Source organism: Ferrovibrio terrae (assembly GCF_943371255.1).
In the GTDB taxonomy this organism is placed as follows: domain Bacteria; phylum Pseudomonadota; class Alphaproteobacteria; order Ferrovibrionales; family Ferrovibrionaceae; genus Ferrovibrio; species Ferrovibrio terrae_B.
Genome location: NZ_CALRUC010000088.1, coordinates 1 through 18361 on the forward strand (window position 1 = coordinate 1; position 18361 = coordinate 18361).

21 protein-coding genes are annotated in these 18361 nt (G+C 65.1%); 5 read left to right on the forward strand and 16 right to left on the reverse strand.

From position 1 onward, the window contains the following. Positions 1-57 precede the first annotated feature (57 nt). Complete coding sequence (locus AAG799_RS16645) at positions 58-672, forward strand: LysE family translocator (RefSeq protein ID WP_341897792.1); 615 nt, start codon at positions 58-60, stop codon at positions 670-672. A gap of 455 nt (positions 673-1127) precedes the next feature. On the opposite strand, the gene AAG799_RS16650 is transcribed toward AAG799_RS16645, so the two are convergent. Next, the gene (locus AAG799_RS16650; RefSeq protein WP_341897793.1) at positions 1128-1859 is read right to left on the reverse strand and encodes a hypothetical protein; all 732 of its coding nucleotides are present in this window, start codon (positions 1857-1859) and stop codon (positions 1128-1130) included. A gap of 72 nt (positions 1860-1931) precedes the next feature. Here AAG799_RS16650 and AAG799_RS16655 point away from each other — a divergent pair, with 72 nt between their 5' ends. After that, positions 1932-2597: a type 1 glutamine amidotransferase gene (locus tag AAG799_RS16655; protein WP_341897794.1), complete on the forward strand. Its 666-nt coding sequence runs from the start codon at positions 1932-1934 to the stop codon at positions 2595-2597. Between the two features lie 83 nt (positions 2598-2680). On the opposite strand, the gene AAG799_RS16660 is transcribed toward AAG799_RS16655, so the two are convergent. The 15 genes from AAG799_RS16660 to AAG799_RS16730 all read right to left on the reverse strand — a co-directional run bounded on the left by AAG799_RS16660 (position 2681) and on the right by AAG799_RS16730 (position 16539). Next, positions 2681-3205 carry a hypothetical protein gene (locus tag AAG799_RS16660; protein ID WP_341897795.1) on the reverse strand — a complete coding sequence of 175 codons (525 nt, stop codon included), beginning with the start codon at positions 3203-3205 and terminating at the stop codon, positions 2681-2683. 73 nt (positions 3206-3278) lie between these two features. Continuing rightward, entirely contained in the window at positions 3279-5222 is a 1944-nt protein-coding gene (ftsH, locus tag AAG799_RS16665) for an ATP-dependent zinc metalloprotease FtsH (protein WP_341897796.1), read from the reverse strand. Between the two features lie 167 nt (positions 5223-5389). Beyond that, on the reverse strand, positions 5390-6694 hold the full coding sequence (gene tilS / locus AAG799_RS16670) for a tRNA lysidine(34) synthetase TilS (RefSeq protein ID WP_341897797.1): 1305 nt from the start codon (positions 6692-6694) through the stop codon (positions 5390-5392). Between the two features lie 4 nt (positions 6695-6698). Beyond that, positions 6699-7751, reverse strand: a complete 1053-nt coding sequence (gene ybgF / locus AAG799_RS16675) for a tol-pal system protein YbgF (RefSeq protein WP_341897798.1) — start codon at positions 7749-7751, stop codon at positions 6699-6701. A 156-nt stretch (positions 7752-7907) separates the two neighbouring features. Beyond that, on the reverse strand, positions 7908-8447 hold the full coding sequence (gene pal, locus AAG799_RS16680; RefSeq protein ID WP_341897799.1) for a peptidoglycan-associated lipoprotein Pal: 540 nt from the start codon (positions 8445-8447) through the stop codon (positions 7908-7910). A gap of 213 nt (positions 8448-8660) precedes the next feature. Continuing rightward, a complete protein-coding gene (gene pal / locus AAG799_RS16685; protein ID WP_341897800.1) occupies positions 8661-9170 on the reverse strand; it encodes a peptidoglycan-associated lipoprotein Pal in 510 nt (169 codons plus the stop codon). Positions 9171-9556: 386 nt separating this feature from the next. After that, positions 9557-10921, reverse strand: a complete 1365-nt coding sequence (gene tolB / locus AAG799_RS16690; RefSeq protein ID WP_341897801.1) for a Tol-Pal system beta propeller repeat protein TolB — start codon at positions 10919-10921, stop codon at positions 9557-9559. Positions 10922-10939: 18 nt separating this feature from the next. Continuing rightward, positions 10940-11893 (reverse strand): energy transducer TonB, encoded by a 954-nt coding sequence (locus tag AAG799_RS16695; RefSeq protein ID WP_341897802.1) that lies wholly within the window; start codon positions 11891-11893, stop codon positions 10940-10942. 25 nt (positions 11894-11918) lie between these two features. Next, entirely contained in the window at positions 11919-12371 is a 453-nt protein-coding gene (gene tolR / locus AAG799_RS16700) for a protein TolR (protein ID WP_341897803.1), read from the reverse strand. A gap of 1 nt (position 12372) precedes the next feature. After that, a complete protein-coding gene (gene tolQ / locus AAG799_RS16705; protein WP_341897804.1) occupies positions 12373-13107 on the reverse strand; it encodes a protein TolQ in 735 nt (244 codons plus the stop codon). A 32-nt stretch (positions 13108-13139) separates the two neighbouring features. Further along, entirely contained in the window at positions 13140-13577 is a 438-nt protein-coding gene (locus AAG799_RS16710; RefSeq protein ID WP_341897805.1) for a YbgC/FadM family acyl-CoA thioesterase, read from the reverse strand. Next, positions 13570-14631, reverse strand: a complete 1062-nt coding sequence (gene ruvB / locus AAG799_RS16715; protein WP_341897806.1) for a Holliday junction branch migration DNA helicase RuvB — start codon at positions 14629-14631, stop codon at positions 13570-13572. The genes AAG799_RS16710 and ruvB overlap by 8 nt, the downstream gene beginning before the upstream one ends. Next, positions 14628-15248 (reverse strand): Holliday junction branch migration protein RuvA, encoded by a 621-nt coding sequence (gene ruvA, locus AAG799_RS16720; protein ID WP_341897807.1) that lies wholly within the window; start codon positions 15246-15248, stop codon positions 14628-14630. The genes ruvB and ruvA overlap by 4 nt, the downstream gene beginning before the upstream one ends. After that, on the reverse strand, positions 15245-15754 hold the full coding sequence (gene ruvC, locus AAG799_RS16725; RefSeq protein ID WP_341897808.1) for a crossover junction endodeoxyribonuclease RuvC: 510 nt from the start codon (positions 15752-15754) through the stop codon (positions 15245-15247). Before ruvC ends, ruvA begins: the two co-directional genes overlap by 4 nt. Positions 15755-15789: 35 nt before the next feature. After that, a complete protein-coding gene (locus tag AAG799_RS16730; RefSeq protein ID WP_341897809.1) occupies positions 15790-16539 on the reverse strand; it encodes a YebC/PmpR family DNA-binding transcriptional regulator in 750 nt (249 codons plus the stop codon). Between the two features lie 338 nt (positions 16540-16877). Here AAG799_RS16730 and AAG799_RS16735 point away from each other — a divergent pair, with 338 nt between their 5' ends. The 3 genes from AAG799_RS16735 to AAG799_RS16745 form a co-directional block, all read left to right on the forward strand. After that, positions 16878-17411: a hypothetical protein gene (locus AAG799_RS16735; RefSeq protein ID WP_341897810.1), complete on the forward strand. Its 534-nt coding sequence runs from the start codon at positions 16878-16880 to the stop codon at positions 17409-17411. Between the two features lie 102 nt (positions 17412-17513). Continuing rightward, positions 17514-18005 (forward strand): PAS domain-containing protein, encoded by a 492-nt coding sequence (locus AAG799_RS16740; protein ID WP_341897812.1) that lies wholly within the window; start codon positions 17514-17516, stop codon positions 18003-18005. Positions 18006-18106: 101 nt separating this feature from the next. Next, positions 18107-18361, forward strand: a 255-nt coding sequence (locus tag AAG799_RS16745) for a PAS domain-containing protein (RefSeq protein ID WP_341897811.1), incomplete at its 3' end; no start/stop codon positions are given.

Below are 18361 nucleotides of genomic sequence, written 5' to 3' on the forward strand. Positions count from 1 at the left end.
GTTGAGATCGCCAATTTCACCGATGCCGGAAACACGGCGGCCGAATAGGACACCCGCATGACCCTCGACTTCCTGCTGATCGCGCTGATCGTGGTCGCCACGCCGGGCACCGGCATGATCTACACCGTGGCCGCCGGCCTGACGCGCGGGGCCAGGGCTAGCGCGGTGGCGGCATTCGGCTGCACGCTCGGCATCGTGCCGCATATGCTGGCGGCGATCACCGGGCTGGCGGCGCTGCTGCACACATCAGCGCTGCTGTTCGACGCGGTGAAATATGCCGGCGTGGCCTATCTGCTGTGGATGGCCTGGCAGACCTGGCATGACCGGGGCTCGCTCAGCCTCACCGGCAAGGGGCCGCAAAAACAATCCTTCCTGCAGGTGACCATCGAGGCCATCGTCATCAACCTGCTGAACCCCAAACTGTCGATCTTTTTCTTCGCCTTCCTGCCGCAGTTCATCAGCCATGACGAACCCGCCGTGCTGGCGCGCATGCTGGAAATGAGCGGCGTGTTCATGGCGATGACGCTGGCGGTGTTCGTGCTCTATGGCCTGTTTGCGGCAGCAGTGCGCGACCATGTGCTGGCGCGGCCGCGCGTGATGCAGTGGCTGCGGCGGACATTCGCGGCGGCGTTTGTGGCCCTCGGCGCCAAGCTGGCGCTGACGGAGCGGTGAAGTTCCAGACCGAAAGAATTAATCATGCGCGCAGATACTAATCGTAGCTTTCTCCAGATCATCAAGGATGCCCAAAGAGGGAAAAAGGATGGCTGGCAGCCGGTTAAATTGGGGCCAGTGAATAAGCCGATGATATGCTTTAAGTCATTAAATGAGTGCCTATTCAGAATTGCTGGAGAATCGACCGAGATTACAATTCATCTCGATCCCGAAACAGCTCGCACCATGCCTATAGGCGGAAGTTGGGCATCTCGCTTCAATCACCGCATATCTATCGTAACTGATGGAGTTGAGCCTCTCGAACCAGAATACTGCCTCCTGCATATACAGCCATTGTCGAAGCTAGTTGCACCTTGAGTGACTTAATGGCCCACACCAGCGATCTTATTCCAACTGATTACGTGACCATATCGACACGGCTCGGCGCCAAGCTGGCGCTGGCGGAACGGTGAGCGTCAATCCACAAAGAACAATATTGTGGCTAGTGATCCAGCAATGGAGTGAACAACAGAAACGAGCACGACCGGCCGCACTGATTGGCTGACATATCGCACATAAGCCAGACCAGCAACAAAAAGAGCGGCCTGCAACATGGCATTGGGGCTTAGCGCCGAATTAAGCATGAACGAAAAAAGCGTGATCGTGGCACCAGCCTTAAAAACACCCCAGTGAGGCTCCAGGGCTGTCCAGAGCCAGCCGTATAGAAAGAGTGCTGTCGCGGCGGACATTGCCACTCCCATGCAAACTGTAGAGGCCACATAGATCACTGGATCGACATCCCTGAACTGCGGCACCTGGTCAGATGGGTCTCCTTGCAGCGAAACCCAGACAACCGCCTTGATCGCCATCAGGCTGGCGATCAGCCAGGCCGCTCCTTGTTTGTCGTGCGCAACGTTCCGCAAGCCTGCATTGTGATCCCCGCCAGCCATCTTCCTGGCGTTTCGCACGGAAAACCAGATTTGCAGCATTGCCGTGGGCACCATAACGAAGATGCCGAACACCATAGCGACATCCATTTGTGCTGGCCGCGACGGCTTCAGGAAAAAGAACATCACCAGCATTGATGCGACAAAAGCGCCGACAAACGACAGGGCATACCAGCCAGCGGCTTTGGCCAGGATGACCCAGCCGGCTTTGGTCCAACCGTGAAATACCTTATGCTGTCCTAAGGATTGTTCAGATTCCATTCCCCGCCTCAATCACCCTCACTATAGAAGAGTGGCTTGGCGGCAAAAAGTGTGTGACCAGGCAAAGCAACAATGAAAATCGGCATTATTGAATGCGGGCCGGTGCCCGCGCCGCTGCGCGAGCGCTATGTCAGCTATCCCGCGATGTTCCGCACGCAGCTGCAGCCCCTGCTGCCCACCGCCACATTCGAGACGATTGCCGTCGCGGCGCTGGGCGACGTGGCCGCGTTTGACGCCTATCTGCTGACCGGCTCGCGCCACGGCGTCTATGACGACCTGCCGTGGATCGCGCCGCTGAAAGACTTCATCCGCGCTGCGGCACGGCTGCAGCGCCCGATGGTGGGCGTGTGTTTCGGCCACCAGATCATTGCCGAGGCGCTGGGTGGCCGGGTGGAGAAAGCCGCAGCCGGCTGGCGCGTCGGCCTGGAGCAGTACACCACCAGCCTTAATGGCGACACGCAGTCCGTCATGATGCCGGCCTTCCACCAGGACCAGATCGTGGTGCAGCCGCCCGATACCGAGGTGGTGGCCAACACCGCGGCCTGCCCCTTTGCCGCTCTGCGCTACACCGCGGCGCCGATCCTGTCGGTGCAGTTTCATCCCGAATTCAGCCTGCCGTATCTCACCGACCTGATCACCTGCCTGTCGCAGCAGGCGGCGGCGCCGGGACTGCCGCCGCAGCCCGCGCTGGACGATAAAGGCATGCGCTGGATCGGCGACTTCCTGTCGGGCCGATAGGACATTCGCGCAGGCCCAGCATTCACACAGACCGTCACCCCGGATCAAGTCCGGGGTGACGGTCTGTGTGCGGGCTCAATCCGCTATCTGATCAGCCAAGGGTAATAGAGTTGAACGTCACTGGGCGGTTGGATAACCAAACTGAGAAACGCCAAACCGACAGTCGCAGCATTTGCTGCAAGCCATAACCACCAACGACTTTGGCTCCACGGCGTCTTGAAGGCAAGGCGAAGACAAATAACCTCAATGCCGCTTGTAATAACGACGGCGAGCACAAAGGTTGCCGTCCAGGTAAGCGGATTGAACGTTCCTAAATCGAAGATTTTATAGAGTAAGATGCCGGGGAAAAATTCCCAGGCAATGCCGGACGCGGGAATCAAAACAGCCCCCAAAGCAGCGGATGCTGCATTTGAGACCGTTGCCAGCAGGCTGGCTCGGGTCCAGCTCATGGAAAATCCGAAACGTAGCACTGCGCTCTCAATCAGCAGGCCCAGGACAACCACCGGAACGCTGAGAAGGCGTGGCTCTATGAAAAGCGCAGGCCAGACAACATCTGCACGAGCAAAAGACGGTATGGCAACCGCCAAGCAAACGAGCGCAGTCAGCATAACCGACTGACTGCGCCGCGGCCTATGCTCCGACATGGTTGGGGTCAAGCGCCCGGATGCACCAGTGGTTAGCTTACGCCCCCGGCATCGGCTCCGGCTCGAAGCCGCCGCCGGCCGGCTTGCTGCCGCCGCCACGGCTGGACGTCGGCACCGCCGAACGCGGGCCGCCGCTGTCGCTGGGCGTCGGCGTGCGGTCATCGGTGCGCACGATCTTCTCGCCGCGCAGCAGCGCCCGCACCTCGTCGCCCGACAGGGTCTCGTATTCCAGCAGCGCCTGGCCGAGGGTGTCGAGATCGGCGCGGTGGTCGGTCAGGATGCGGCGCGCGTTGCTTTCGGCATCGTCGATGATGCGGCGGATTTCCTCGTCGATCAGGCGCGCGGTGGCATCCGAGACGTTTTTCCGTTGCGTCACGGAATGGCCGAGGAAGACCTCTTCCTCGTTATCGGAATAGCGCAGACGGCCGAGCTTGTCGCTCATGCCCCATTCGGTGACCATGCGACGGGCGAGCCCGGTGGCCTGCTGGATGTCGTTGGAGGCGCCGGTGGTGATGTTTTCCTTGCCAAACACCAGTTCCTCGGCCATGCGGCCGCCGAACATCATCGCCAGCTTGGATTCCAGTTCCATGGTCGAGATCGACAGGCGATCCTTCTCGGGCAGCGACATGGTGACGCCCAGCGCGCGGCCGCGCGGGATGATGGTCACCTTGTGCAGCGGATCGGATTTCGGCATGAACAGGCCGACCAGCGCATGGCCCGCCTCGTGATAGGCGGTGAGGCGCTTTTCCTCTTCGCCCATCACCATCGAGCGGCGCTCGGCGCCCATCATCACCTTGTCCTTGGCATGCTCGAAATCGGCCATGGTGACGACGCGCTTGTTGCGGCGCGCGGCCAGCAGGGCGGCTTCGTTCACGAGATTCGCCAGATCGGCGCCGGAGAAACCGGGCGTGCCACGGGCAATGATCTTGGGCTCGACATCCGGACCCAGCGGGACCTTGCGCATATGCACACGCAGGATGTGCTCGCGGCCGATGATGTCGGGATTCGGCACCACGATCTGGCGGTCGAAACGGCCCGGACGCAGCAGCGCCGGATCGAGCACGTCAGGCCGGTTGGTGGCGGCGATCAGGATGACGCCCTCGGTCGCCTCGAAACCGTCCATCTCGACCAGCAGCTGGTTCAGCGTCTGCTCGCGTTCGTCGTTGCCACCGCCGAGGCCGGCGCCGCGATGGCGGCCGACCGCGTCGATTTCGTCGATGAAGATGATGCAGGGCGCGTTCTTCTTCGCCTGCTCGAACATGTCGCGCACGCGGCTGGCGCCGACGCCGACGAACATCTCGACGAAGTCGGAACCCGAAATGGTGAAGAAGGGCACGTTGGCTTCACCGGCGATGGCGCGCGCGAGCAACGTCTTGCCGGTGCCGGGCGGGCCGACGAGCAGGCAGCCCTTGGGGATCTTGCCGCCGAGGCGCTGGAATTTCTGCGGGTCGCGCAGGAAGTCGACGATCTCTTCGAGTTCGGACTTGGCTTCCTCGATGCCGGCGACGTCTTCAAAGGTGACGCGGCCATGGCGCTCGGTGAGCAGCCGGGCCTTGGACTTGCCGAAGCCCATCGCCTTGCCGCCGCCGGACTGCATCTGGCGCATGAAGAAAATCCACACGCCGATCAGCAGCAGCATGGGGAACCAGGAGATCAGAATCTGCACCAGCGTGTTGTTCTCTTCCGGCGGCACGGCGGTGACGCGCACGCCGCGCTCGGTCAGCTTGCTCACCAGCGTCGGGTCGTTCGGGATATAGGTGGTGAAGCCGCGACCGTCGCGGAAATGGCCGGTGACGGTGTTGGAGCTGTTCTGGATGGCGACGTCGGTGATCTGGCCGTTGGTGACGTCGTTCAGGAAATCGGAATAGGCGAGCGACTGGCTGCCGCCACGGATCGAGGGGCCTTGAAACAGGTTGAACAGCGCGACCACCAAGAGGCCGATGATCACCCAGAGCGCCAAATTACGGCCAAACATGTTCACGGAAGCCCAGTCCTTTCTACGCCACACCCTGCCCCGCGGGATCGTCCTTCAGGGCACGGAAAATTTTAGCCGATTTTTCCCGGCACAGACCATAGATATGCGGTCGGAATGCCTAAACAAGCGGTAACCGGGTGGATTCTTCGCGGATTCCGCCGGGTCAGGCCGGGTCAGACCCCGAGCGCGGGGTGAAACCCGAGTGTGACAGCCGCCGGCAGCTGGCCCCAGCCCAGGCCGGGCACCGCCAGCAGGCGGCCGGTCCGGCCGCGCAGGGCCGGCAGGCCGGGCCAGGCGGCGCGCGGAATCTCCATGGCGGCAGCGGGCGGGATCTCGTCGGCCGGCGGGCGGTCGCGGCCGAGCGGGCCGAGCGTGACGCCCGGCAGCCGCGCCTTTGCCGCAACGGCAACGCGGAACCGGCCATCCCAGAGCAGCGCATCGCCGGCCTTCAGCGCCAGCACGGCCGGCAGGTGGCGTGCCTCGCGGCAGATCAGCAAACGGCCGTCTTTTTGCGGCGCCAGCAGGCAGCGATGCAGGGTGAGCGGCTGGGCCAGGCCGCTGCGCAGGCTGGCGAGTGCGCGCTCCAGCCCGTCCAGTCGCGGCGGCACGGCCAGGCCGCCGATGACGCAGAGCAGACGGCTCAACGCCCGCAGCGCGATCTCGTCGCCGGCGGCGGTGAGGGTTGCGGCATCGAGCCAGGCGATGCCGGCGGCACTGAGCCGTACACTGCCCTGCAGCAGGGCATAGGCGGCATCATCGAGCTGGGCGCGCACCCGGCTGAAATTGCGCGCGGTCTGCGCCAGATGCGCCACCAGCTCGGCGCGCGCCGCGGCATCGTTGTCGCTGAGCAGGTCGAGCGCTGCGCGCACGCGCACGCGCAAATACGCCGGGCTGGCATTGCTGGGGTCTTCGATCCAGGGCTGCTTGCGCTTTTGCAGCGTGGCGACCAGCTGCGCCTTGGGCAGATCGAGCAGCGGCCGCAGCAGGGCGATGCCCTGCATGTCGCGGCGTGGCGCCATGGCGGCGAGGCCATCGACACCGGAGCCGCGCAGGGCCCGCAGCAGCAGGGTCTCGGCCTGGTCGTCGCGGTGATGCGCCAGCAGCAGATGGCCGATCTTGTGTTTGCCGCAGGCCTGCAGCAGCAGCGCATAGCGCGCCTCGCGGGCGGCAGACTGGCGGTTGGCGGCGGGTTTATCCGCCGCATCCCAGACCAGCACCTGCGGCTTCAGCCCGGCGGCGCGCAGCCAGCCGGCGACGCGCTTTGCCTCAGTCGAAGACTCCGGCCGCAGGCGGTGATCGACGATCAGCGGAAGCACCGTGATATTGCGGCGCGCAGCCCAGTCGCGACAGAGCAGCGCCAGCGCCAGGCTGTCGGCGCCGCCGGAGACGGCAACCGCGATGGCGTCAGGTGTGTCGCCCTCCAGCAGCGGCAGCAGCCGGCGGCCGAACGCCGCCGCCGTGACTGCTGCGGCTGTCATCGGCTTACTTGCAGCCGATCTTGGCGCGCTCGCGGGTGGCGGCATCCTTCACATGCGGTGGCGCCGAGGCGAATTCCTTGCCGAGCTGGCCCAGCGCGGCGCAGGCTTCGGGATTCTTTTTCATCGCCGAGAGCGACATGCCCAATTTAAGCAGGCTGTCGGGCGCCTTGGCGCTTTTCGGGTAGCCCTGGTAGCCCTGCAGGAAGGCCTGGGCGGCGGGCTCATACTGCTGGCGCACGTAATAGGTCTCGCCGAGCCAGTATTGCGCATTGCCGGCCAGCGCATCCTGCGCATGGGCGCCCAAGAATTCGCGGAAGGCGGCTTCGGCATCGGCATAGTCGCTCTGCACCAGCAGCTTGTAGGCGTAGTTGTAGCGCTCCTGCGGCGTGCCGGCGGGCAGCTTGCCCTTGGCGGAGGCGGCGGCCGGCGGAGTCGGCGCCCTGGCTGTCTGCTGCTGCGCCGGCGCTGCCGCGCCGCCGGCGATCGGGCGGCCCTGGGCATCCACCGGCATCGAGCCGAGCACGCCCTCTTTCGTCGGCGCCTGGCCCGGCGTCGAGGATGTCGACCCGCGCGCGACATTGGGCGGCTGAACCGGCGTGCCCGGTGCCGGAATGCCCTGCTGGGCAGCGGTCGGCTTGACCTGCTCGATGCTGCCGGCAGCCGGAGCGGCGCCGCGTTCAAGCTGGTTGAGGCGGAAATCGACGTCTTCCACCAGCTTGTCGATGCGGCGGTTGGCCTGGCTGGAGGCGAATTCGACCTCCTCGAAGCGGCCGGTCATCGTGCGGATCTGGTTTTCCAGCTCGTCGATGCGGGCATTGAGCCGGTTGGCGGCCGAGGTGCCGTCACCGCTGTCGGTCAGGCTGCCGCCGCCCGAAGACGACGACGAAGAGGCCGGCGGGGTGCCGCCGCGATAGACCTGGCGCTGCAGGGTCTGCAGGTCGCGTTCCAGCCGGTTGATGCGGTCGAGCGTCTGGGCGTCCTGCGCCATGGCTGGCAGGGCGATGCTGCCGAGCAGCAGCAGGACAGGCAGAAAACGGGCGGCGAAAGACGCAGGCATGGCAAAACCCCATGGTGGCCGACACGGGAAGCCGAATCGGACGGAAAACCGAGTTTATCGATTTTACCGGGGTTTACGTCAAAAGCATGGCGGGCTGCAACGGCGAAACTGCGGAAATTCCGCCGCTGCAGCCCGGCCGATCAGGTCTTCAGGCGCTCAGTTCGCCAGCACGGTGACGCCGCGGCGATTCTGCGCCCAGGCGGCCTCGTTGGAGCCGACCGTGGAGGGACGCTCCTTGCCATAGGACAGCGTGGAGATGCGCTGGGTCGGGATGCCCTGGTTGACCAGGAAGTTGCGAATCGTGGTGGCGCGGCGGTCGCCGAGCGCCAGATTGTATTCGCGGGTGCCGCGTTCGTCGGCATGGCCCTCGAGGACGATGCGCCACTGGGCATTGCGCTTCAGCCAGGCGACCTGCCGGTCGAGGATGGCGGTGCTGGCGGCATCCAGCGCGTAGGAATCGGTGGCGAACAGCACGCGGTCGCCGACATCGGCGGCGAACTGGCGCTGCGCATCCTCGCGGGTCAGCGGCATGCCGCTGACACCGGCGGCGCTGCCGGCGCCACCCATCGTCGCACTGCCCGGACGGCCGCTGCCCGACAGCGAGCTGGCCGGCTGCGGGGCGGTTTCACAGGCCACCAGGCCAAGGGCCAGGGTGGCGACCATGGCCGACCGGATGGCCCAATTACGCATCTGCATGAATATACTCCCCAAGGTTTGCTCTGCCCGAGCATCTAGAAGGCCGCAGATTTGCGGCGGAATAAGGCGTGATTTGCGGCGGAACTGCGGCAGGGACCTAACGCCCCGGCGGCGCAAAAGTGCCACGCAAAAAGAAACACCCGCCTGCCGTGAGGCAGACGGGTGTTCTTTAAGTCCATTCAGGCGGGCAGCAAAGCCACCCGGCATGAATTATTAGTTCGACAGGACCGTCACACCGCGACGATTCTGGGCCCAGGCGGCCTCGTTCGAACCCAGCGCCACCGGACGCTCCTTACCGTAGGAGATCGTGGTGATGCGGTTCGCCGGGATGCCCTGGTTCGCCAGGTAGGTCTTGACGGCATTGGCGCGACGCTCACCGAGCGCCAGGTTGTATTCGCGGGTGCCGCGTTCGTCGGCATGACCCTCGATCACGACCTTCCACTGGCCATAGCGCTTCAGCCAGGCAGCCTGCTTGTCGAGCGTGGCCTTGCCAGCCGGCTTCACTTCGAACTTGTCATAGTCGAAGAAGACGCGGTCGCCGACATTGACCTGGAAGTCCTGCACGGTGCCCGGCGCGATGCTGGCAGCCGGAGCGGCCGCCGTGGTGGCGCCGCCGGCGCCGCTGGTGGTCGCGGTCGGCGCGGGATCGGACGAGCAAGCGGCGAGAAGCAAGCCCACGGCAGCCACGGCCAGGTACTTGGAGCCGAAGGTGTTGAGGCGCATTTTTATTATCCCTCCAAGGGTTTCGAGAGTGAGTCAGGTACCGAACAGCGAAGCGCAACTTGCGTTCCATACCCGGTACGAGATTCTCGGTCCGGGCACGAACCGACTGACAAAACCCCAAGCTTAACCGATCAGACGCTCGGCCCGGCACGGAGTCCTAAAACCCGCAGCCAAGGGCAAACGTTGCCGGAACCTAAGGTTCAAGCCATTACGTCAGGTTGGACTATATCCACCGGTTTTTCCCGAATCAATAGGCGTAAGGGCTTGTAAACACTAAACGCACCCCTGCGGCATTTCTGCAACAGGGGTGCGTTTCGCCAAAGATACCCACAGGCCCAAGCCGCCGGAGCCACCGCCAAGCCCCGCTGGCCCGGCGGATCGACCGGTCAGCGGATCAGCGGCGACAGCGGCGACCAGGCCGGATCGGACGCATCGATCGGGGTGGGGATTTCACGCTCGTTGTAGCCGGTGAGATCGATCGAGATCAGACGCACGCGCTGGCCACGGCCCTGCGCATTCGGCGGCGTCTCGCGATAGAACATCAGCACGCGGCCATTGGGCGCCCAGGTCGGCGCTTCCTGCACGACGCTGTTGGTCGAGAGAATGCGCTCGCCGCTGCCATCGGGCCGCATCACGCCAATCGAGAACTGGCCCTGGAATTCCTTGGTGAAGGCGATCAGGTCGCCGCGCGGCGACCATACCGGCGTCGAGTAACGACCCTGATTGAAGCTGATGCGCTTCTGGTCCGAGCCATCGGCATTCATCGTGTAGATCTGCTTGGTGCCGCCGCGATCGGAATTGAAGGTGATGCGGCGACCATCGGGCGCAAAGCTCGGCGAGGTATCGATGGCGGGATCGCTGGTCAGGCGCTGCCGCTGCCGCGTGCGCAGATCCATCATGTAGACATCGGAATTGCCGTCAGACGCCAGCGACATGATCACGCGGTTGCCGTCGGGCGAGAAGCGCGGCGCGAAGGTCATGCCGGGGAAATCGCCGACCAGCTCCTGCTGTCCGGTATCGATGTTGAACAGATAGACGCGCGGCTTGTCGTTGAAATAGCTGAGATAGGTGATTTCCTGCTGGCCCGGGCTGAAGCGCGGGGTCAGCACCAGGAAGCGGCCGTCGGTGAGGAAGCGATGGTTTTCGCCGTCCTGATCCATGATCGCCAGGCGCTTGACGCGGCGATCCGGCGGGCCGCTTTCGGCGACATAGACGATGCGGGTGTCGAAATAGCCATCTTCGCCGGTAACGCGCTTGTAGATCGCATCGGCGATCAGATGCGCGAGGCGACGCCAGTTATCCGGCGTGGTGAACAGCGCCAGGCCGGTCATCTGGTTTTCGGCGGCCACATCCCAGAGGCGGAACTCGCCGCGCAGCCGGCCATCGGACTGCATCTCGATGCGGCCGTTGACCAGCGCATCGACATTGATGACGCGCCAGTCCTGGAACCGCGGCTGCACGCGCATCGCCTGCGGCGTCTGGGTATGGGCGCGCGGATCGACCGGCTTGAACAGGCCCGAGCGTTCCAGATCGGCGCGGATAACGCGGGCGACATCGGCGCCGACTTTCAGCGCCTGCGGATTGTCGCCATCGAGATCGGAAATGGCGATCGGCACCGGCTTGAAGTTGCCGCGCGTGATATCGATTTCGACGGCGGCCTGCGCCATCGGCACAGCCAGCAGCGCCATCATCAGCGCCAGCACGCCGGCTTTCATCATGCCAGTGGCTGGCAAAATCGACATCCGAATCATCCCTGTCTCCCTATCGCTTTACCCGCCCAGCATCATGCGCGGGTCGAAATTCAATATGATGTCCTGGCTCCACTTGTCCTTGTCGCCGGGCGGCAACTGGAACGGTTCGGCCTTCAGCACGGCGCGGCGCGCGGATTCGGCGGCGGCGCGATAGGATTCCTGGCCCGGCATGTACATGCGGGCCTGGTCAACGATCTCGGGCTGGCCCTTCAGGCGACCGTCGGGATGCAGGCTGAACTTGATGCGCACGACGAGATCCTTGGCATCCTTGGCGCCGATATCAAACTGCCACTTGTCCTCGACCTGCTTGCGGATGAAATCCTTCTCGCTCATCGAGACCGGCTGATTGGGATTCGACGGCCCCTCGGCGCGCGGCGCGGCGGCCGGCGGCGTGCGCGACGCCGTCTGCGGCGCCTGCTGCGGCTGGGCGGCCGGCGGCGCCTTCATCTTGTTCACCAGTGCGGCGACGTCGGAGAAATTCGGCGTCTTGCTCTTTTCCTCCTGGCGCTGCTGGGTCGGCTTGGGCGGCACCGGCTTAGCTTCCGGCTTCGGCTTCTCGACCACCTTCGGCGGCTCCGGCGTCTCCACCACTTCCTTGGGCTTGGGCAGCGGCTTGGGCGACGGCACCGGCTCGGGCATCGGCTGCGGCTTGGGCGCCTCGGCCTGCTTCGGCGGCTCAGGCGCCGGCGGCGGCGGGGGTGGCGGCGGCGTCACCGCCTGCTGCTTGGGCGGCTCGGGCTTCGGTTCCGGCTTGGATTCCGGCACCGGCTCTTCCTTCGGCTCGGCCTTGGTCTCGACCACCTTGGGCTGCGGCTTGGGCACGTTGGTCTTCTCGGCGATCGGCGCGAATTCGGCGAGCACGACCATCGGCTCCGGCTCGCGCTTCGGCTCCCAATACGGCAGTCCGAACAGGGCGAGCGCGACGATGCCGCCATGCAGACTTGCCGAGAATATGTACGATGTACGCCGCACCCTGCCCTGAATCCTCTGCTGCGCCTTAGCGCGCCTTGCCGCTCGGTGCCGGCGGATTACCGACCAGCGCCACCTTGTTGAAGCCACCGGTGTTGATCAGGCCCATCACTTCCAGCACCTTGCCGTAATTGATCGCCTGGTCGCCGCGCACGAAGATGCGGCGGTCCGGCGCATTGCCGGCAATCGCCTGCAGACGCGGCACCAGCTGGTCTATCTCAACCAGGCTTTCCTGCAGGTAAATGCCGCCCTTGGCATCGATGGTGACGCTCAGGGGTTCATCCTGGCCCTGGATCGCGGCCGCCTGGGTCTTGGGCAGATCGACCTGCACGCCGACCGTGAGCAGCGGCGCCGCCACCATGAACACGATCAGCAGCACCAGCATGACGTCGACCAGCGGCGTCACGTTGATTTCGGACATCGGCGCCCGTCTGCGGCGACCGCCGCGGGTGGAACCGCCGCCTCCGGCTGACATACCCATATCAGGCGGCCTCTTCGTCGAGCTGGCGCGACATCAGCGCGGAGAACTCGCCGGCAAAGCCTTCGAGCCGCACATTGAGCCGGCCAAGATCGTTGGAGAACTTGTTATAGGCCATCACTGCCGGAATCGCGGCGAGCAGGCCCAGAGCGGTGGCGAACAGCGCCTCGGCGATGCCCGGCGCCACCACGGCCAGCGAGGTGTTCTTCGACGACGCGATGGCGTGGAAGGAGTTCATGATGCCCCAGACCGTGCCGAACAGGCCGACGAAGGGCGACACCGAACCAACCGAGGCGAGGAAACCGAGATAGCGTTCCAGGCGCTCCATCTCGCGGTCGATCGACACGCGCATGACCTGGTTGATACGGACCTGCAGCGAACCCAGCCCCTGCTTGCCGCGCACCAGGCCGCGCTCGGTGGAGCGGCGCCATTCGCGCATGGCGGCAACGAACAGCACCGCCATCGGATGCTGGGGCCCTGCCATCGACAAACGATCATACAGGGCATCCAGCGAACCGCCCGACCAGAAGTCGTTCTCGAACTTGTCGGTGTCGATGACGGTGCGGCGGATCTTGATCAGCTTGTCGAAGATGATCGCCCAGGACCAGAACGAGGCCAGGATGAGCATCAGCATGACGGCCTTGACGATCCAGTCGGCCTGAAGGAAGAGCGCCCAGAGCGAAAGGTCGGCGGCAGCAGATGAGCCCCCGAGCTGCGCGGCGCTGACGGTCCTGTCCATTCGTTCGAATCCTTTGGTTAAGAGTTAACAGATCAATGCGATAAATTTGGTGAAAGTGTGGCGAACAGCGCCGCAATCGACGGGGGCACCCGGCGGGCCCGGCCTTTGGCGTCGATACAGGCCAGCTTGACCTCGGCCCGGACCAGCAAGTCCCCACCCCGCCAGACATCCTGGCGGGCGGTCAGGCTGGCACCGCGCAGCTCGGTTATTGCCGTGGTAACGGTTAATTCTTCGTGCAGGCGGGCGGGTTTGAGATATTCGACCGTGCAGGTCCGGACCGCGAAGGCGACCCCGGTGTCGGTGTCGATCAGGCCGCGCTGGTCGATGCCGTGGCTCAGCAGCAGGTCGGACCGGCCGCGTTCGATGAAGCGCAGGTAATTGGCGTAATAGACGATGCCGGCGGCGTCGGTGTCTTCCCATTGCACCCGCACGGGGTAGCTGTGCAGCCGGGCGTCGCGGACTTCAGGCATCGTCATCCCCCAGCAGGTCGAGCTGGTTGACACCAAGGCCGGCAGGGGGCGTCAGGCCGATATGGGCGAAGGCGGCCGGCGTGAGCAGGCGACCGCGCGGGGTGCGCTGCAGGAAGCCCTGCTGAATCAGATAGGGCTCGATGATGTCTTCCAGCGCATCGCGCGGTTCCGACAGCGAGGCGGCAATGGTCTCGACGCCGACCGGGCCGCCGGAGAAATCGCGTGCAATCGTGGTGAGGTAGCGGCGATCCATGGCATCGAGGCCACGGGCATCGACTTCCAGCCGCAGCAGGGCGGCATCGGCGGTGGCGGCATCGACGACTTTGGCCTTGGCATAGACGGCGAAATCGCGCACCCGGCGCAGCAGGCGGCCGGCAACGCGCGGCGTGCCGCGGGCCCGGCGGGCGATTTCCCGCGCGCCGCTGGCATCGAGTTCCAGATCGAGGATGCGGGCCCCGCGCCGCACGATCAGCTCCAGTTCCTCGACCTCATAGAAATTCAGCCGCAGCGGAATGCCGAAACGCTCGCGCAGCGGCGTGGTGAGCAGGCCAGACCGCGTGGTGGCACCGACCAGCGTGAAGGGCGGCAGGTCGATGCGCACGCTGCGCGCCGACGGCCCCTCGCCGATGATGAGATCGAGCTGGAAGTCCTCCATCGCAGGATAGAGAATCTCTTCCACCGCCGGATTGAGCCGGTGGATCTCGTCGATGAACAGCACGTCGCGCGCTTCCAGGTTGGTCAGCAGCGCGGCGAGATCACCGGCCTTGGCGATGACAGGCCCCGAAGTGGCCTTGAAATTGACACCGAGTTCGCGCGACACGATCTGCGCCAGCGTGGTTTTGCCCAGGCCCGGCGGGCCGTGGAACAGCACATGGTCCAGCGCCTCGCCGCGCGCCTTGGCGGCCTGGATGAAGATATTCAGATTTTCGCGGGCGCGCGCCTGGCCGACGAAATCGGCCAGCACCTGCGGCCGCAGATGGCGCTCCAGCTCGTCGCCCTCGGCCCTGCCGGACGATACCAGTCGTCCCTCGTCGTTGCGCGGCGTGGAGTTCATCGTGCCAGCTCCTTGAGGCCGGCGCGGATCAGCTCCTGCACATTCGGTTTGTCGCCCAGATTGCGCGCCGCCGTGGTCACGGCACCGAAGGCATCGGCGCGCTTGTAACCCAGGTTGACCAGAGCCGAGAGCGCATCGGCCACGGCGCCGGTTTCGGCCACCGCCACCGCGCCCGCCTCGCCGCCATCCGCTTGCGCCGCCGCACCCAATGCCATGCCGCCGACCTTGTCCTTCAGTTCGGTGATCAGGCGCACCGCCAGCTTGGGCCCGACGCCATCGCAGCGGTTGAGCGTGGTCTTGTCGGCACTGGCGATGGCGCGGAACAGCTCATCGGGCGACAGCGAGGACAGAATCCCGAGCGCCACCTTGGCGCCGACCCCCTGCACCGTTTGCAGCAGGTTGAAACATTCCCGTTCGGATGCCGACACGAAGCCGAACAAATGAATGTGATCTTCACGCACATGGGTTTCGATATAGAGCCGGACGGCCTCGGACGGCCGCGGCAGGTTGCGCAGCGTGCGTGCCGAGCAGAAGACCTGGTAGCCGACACCGCCGACATCGAGGATGCAGGCGGTGTCGGAGACGCTGTCGAGCAGGCCGCTGAGCTTGGCGATCATCGTGCCGCTCGCAGTTCTGCGCTGCGGATCACCCGCGCGGTGGCGGCGTTATGGGCATGACAGATCGCCACCGCCAGCGCATCGGCGGCGTCTGCGCCAGTGACGTTACACCCCGGCAGCAGCCGCTTGACCATGGCATGCACCTGGTCCTTGTCGGCCGCGCCGGTCCCGACCACGGCCTTCTTGATCACGGTGGGTGCGTATTCCGCCACCGGCAAACCAAGCTGCGCCGGCGCCAGCAGCACGACGCCGCGCACCTGGCCGAGTTTCAGCGTCGAGGACGGATTCTTGTTGACGAAGGTTTCTTCCACGGCGGCGGCCCCGGGCTGCCATTCGGCCAGCAGCTCGGTCAGCGCGTCATGCACCGTGCGCAGGCGATAGGCCAGTTCGTCGTCCGGATTGGTGCGGATGGTGCCGTGCGCCACATGGCTCAACCGGTTGCCCTCGGCGAGGATGATGCCCCAGCCGGTGGCACGCAGGCCCGGATCGAGTCCGATGATGCGCATGGATAAGCCCAATTCCACTCCTCAAGCCGCGGCGGTCAGCCGGCGAGCTTGCTCAGTTCGTCTTCGGAAATGTCGAAATTGGCATAGACGGTCTGCACGTCGTCGGAGTCCTCAAGGACTTCGATCATCCTGAACAGCGTCTCGGCCTTCTCGCCCTCGACCGGCGTGGTGGTCTTGGGCTTCCACACCAGCTTGGCCGATTTCGGTTCGCCGAATTTCTTTTCCAGCGCCTCGCGCACGGCGGCGAAATCATCCTGGGCGCAGGTGACGCTGTGGCCCTCGTCATCGGACTGCACATCCTCGGCGCCGGCGTCCAGCGCGCCCTCGAACACCGCCTCGGCCGTGGCCACGGCAGCCGGGAAGACGATCTCGCCGACGCGGTCGAACATGAAGGCGACCGAATTGGTCTCGCCCAGCGCCCCGCCATTCTTGGAGAATGCGGCACGCACCTCGCCCGCGGTACGGTTGCGGTTGTCGGTCAGCGCTTCCACGATCACGGCGACGCCGCCGGGGCCGTAGCCCTCGTAGCGCACCTCCTCGTAATTGTCGGCCGCATCGCCGCCGGCGCCGCGCTTGATGGCGCGCTCCAGCGTGTCCTTCGACATGTTGGCGACGCGGGCGGCCTGGATGGCGGCGCGCAGGCGCGGATTGGCCGCCGGATCGGGCTGGCCGCTGCGGGCCGCGGTGGTCAGTTCGCGGATCAGCTTGGTGAAGATCTTGGCGCGCTTGGCATCCTGCGCGCCCTTGCGATGCATGATGTTTTTAAACTGGGAATGGCCGGCCATGACGAACCTGGGGTAATGCGTGAAAAAGCGAGCGAATCGGGCATGTTTAGCATATTTCGGCTTCCCCCGGCAGACCACTGGAGCCGCCGGGCTGGCAGGCGCCCGGATAATGCCCGCACCGGCCAAAAGCAAGCCACCCGCAGCACCGCGCCGCCCGCGACTCCGCCGCTGCCGCAGGGCGGGCGCCCTGTCGCCGTTGGTAGGATTGCGCCGTGCGGCCGGCGGCGATACTATCCCCGCCGTTGCAACGGGCGCCCCGGCGCTGCAGTTCATCCAGAAAATCCGTTTAACTCTAGAGAGTTACACACGGGGGCCGGCAGACTCGCATGATGGATCTCATGCAATTGACGACGGTGGCGGGCATGGCCACCGCAGCGCGGACCGGCCTGCCCGGCTATCCGCAATCTGACCTGCTGACCCGCGGGCACCAGCTCTGGCTGGCCACCCGTGGCGCCGCCGAGATGCCGGCGCTCAGCCGCATTGCCGCCGCGGCCGAGCTGGAGCCGCTGCGCCCGCAGACCCTGGTTTTCGCGCTCGAACACACGCCCTTCGACTTCCGGTATCTGGAGATCGGCAGCCGCATGCTGGCGCTGAGCAACGACGATTACACTGGCAAGGCGCTCAGCGAGGTGCCGCACCAGCGGCCGCCGAGCCTGGTCTGGGACCATCTGGCCGCGGCGGTGGATGCGCGGGCGCCGGTGCGCGGCGTGCTGCCCTATGTCGGGCGCAGCCGCGATATCGCCAGCATCCTGCATATCGTGCTGCCGCTGGCCGAAGACGGCGAGACCGTCGACCATCTGCTGGTCTGCGTCGACCTGGCCCAGCTGGTACGGCTGCAGGACGGCACCCATCCCTTCACCCAGCTGGGCTGAAACCGCCCCGCCCGGCCGGCCGATTGCACGCAAAACCGCTTTTGCGGCCGCAAAATCCCTGAAACACTGACTGCAGGTCATCGGAGAGACGGCGTGTCCACTATGCGCGACCTGCTGCTGCGGCGGCAGGCGACAACGGTTTTGTTGCAGGGCTATGAATACTGGGACCGCAAGCGCGGCGCCCGGTCGATGCCGGCGCGCGTCGATCTCGACCCGATCGAGATGAAGGCCTTCCTGCCGCATGTGGTGCTGATGGATGTGCTGCGTGACCACAAGCCGGGCTGGCCGCTCGACTTCCGTTACCGCCTGATGGGCTCTGCCATCGACCTGCATATGTCGCGGCGTTTCACCGGCCTGTTCATGAGCGACCTGCGGCACCAGCAGCCCGACAGCCAGATCTGGCGGAACTTCTCTGAAGTGACGCAGGACCGGCAGCCGCAGTTTCACCGCGTACCCTATGTCGGCCCGCACAAGGACTTCCTGTCGGTGATCGACCTGGTGATGCCGCTGTCGACCGATGGCGAACAGGTCGACATGCTGATCTCGATCGTCGATTTCATTCCGCGCGAGATCAATCCGCCCGACCGGTGGTAACCGCGGGTGCACAATTAGGCCGTGCACTGACCGCGTTTTCATGTCACGCTGATGCCGTTACCCCTCCCCCTTATACACGCGATCAGGACTCCCGGCGGCGCATGACCGCATTGGATTTAAATTCGGCCACACCACTGTTGCGGCAGGGATACGACTCCTGGCTGGCCAAATGCGGCGACCGGCCGATGCCGGCGCGCGCCGATCTCGATCCGGCCGAGATCACGCCGCTGCTGCCCAACCTGATCCTGAGGGACGTGCTGCGCGACACCAAGCCGGGCTGGCCGCTGGATTTCCGCTATCGCCTGATCGGCACCCGTGTCGATGCGATGATGAACGGGCGTTACACCGGTCTGTGC

Coding starts and splice junctions, on each gene's coding strand:
- AAG799_RS16645 (WP_341897792.1), top strand. CDS start 58: ATGACCCTCGACTTCCTGCTGATCGCGCTGATCGTGGTCGCCACGCCG.
- AAG799_RS16650 (WP_341897793.1), bottom strand. CDS start 1,859: ATGGAATCTGAACAATCCTTAGGACAGCATAAGGTATTTCACGGTTGG.
- AAG799_RS16655 (WP_341897794.1), top strand. CDS start 1,932: ATGAAAATCGGCATTATTGAATGCGGGCCGGTGCCCGCGCCGCTGCGC.
- AAG799_RS16660 (WP_341897795.1), bottom strand. CDS start 3,205: ATGCTGACTGCGCTCGTTTGCTTGGCGGTTGCCATACCGTCTTTTGCT.
- tilS (WP_341897797.1), bottom strand. CDS start 6,694: ATGACAGCCGCAGCAGTCACGGCGGCGGCGTTCGGCCGCCGGCTGCTG.
- ybgF (WP_341897798.1), bottom strand. CDS start 7,751: ATGCCTGCGTCTTTCGCCGCCCGTTTTCTGCCTGTCCTGCTGCTGCTC.
- pal (WP_341897799.1), bottom strand. CDS start 8,447: ATGCAGATGCGTAATTGGGCCATCCGGTCGGCCATGGTCGCCACCCTG.
- pal (WP_341897800.1), bottom strand. CDS start 9,170: ATGCGCCTCAACACCTTCGGCTCCAAGTACCTGGCCGTGGCTGCCGTG.
- tolB (WP_341897801.1), bottom strand. CDS start 10,921: ATGATTCGGATGTCGATTTTGCCAGCCACTGGCATGATGAAAGCCGGC.
- tolR (WP_341897803.1), bottom strand. CDS start 12,371: ATGGGTATGTCAGCCGGAGGCGGCGGTTCCACCCGCGGCGGTCGCCGC.
- tolQ (WP_341897804.1), bottom strand. CDS start 13,107: ATGGACAGGACCGTCAGCGCCGCGCAGCTCGGGGGCTCATCTGCTGCC.
- AAG799_RS16710 (WP_341897805.1), bottom strand. CDS start 13,577: ATGCCTGAAGTCCGCGACGCCCGGCTGCACAGCTACCCCGTGCGGGTG.
- ruvB (WP_341897806.1), bottom strand. CDS start 14,631: ATGAACTCCACGCCGCGCAACGACGAGGGACGACTGGTATCGTCCGGC.
- ruvA (WP_341897807.1), bottom strand. CDS start 15,248: ATGATCGCCAAGCTCAGCGGCCTGCTCGACAGCGTCTCCGACACCGCC.
- ruvC (WP_341897808.1), bottom strand. CDS start 15,754: ATGCGCATCATCGGACTCGATCCGGGCCTGCGTGCCACCGGCTGGGGC.
- AAG799_RS16730 (WP_341897809.1), bottom strand. CDS start 16,539: ATGGCCGGCCATTCCCAGTTTAAAAACATCATGCATCGCAAGGGCGCG.
- AAG799_RS16735 (WP_341897810.1), top strand. CDS start 16,878: ATGCAATTGACGACGGTGGCGGGCATGGCCACCGCAGCGCGGACCGGC.
- AAG799_RS16740 (WP_341897812.1), top strand. CDS start 17,514: ATGCGCGACCTGCTGCTGCGGCGGCAGGCGACAACGGTTTTGTTGCAG.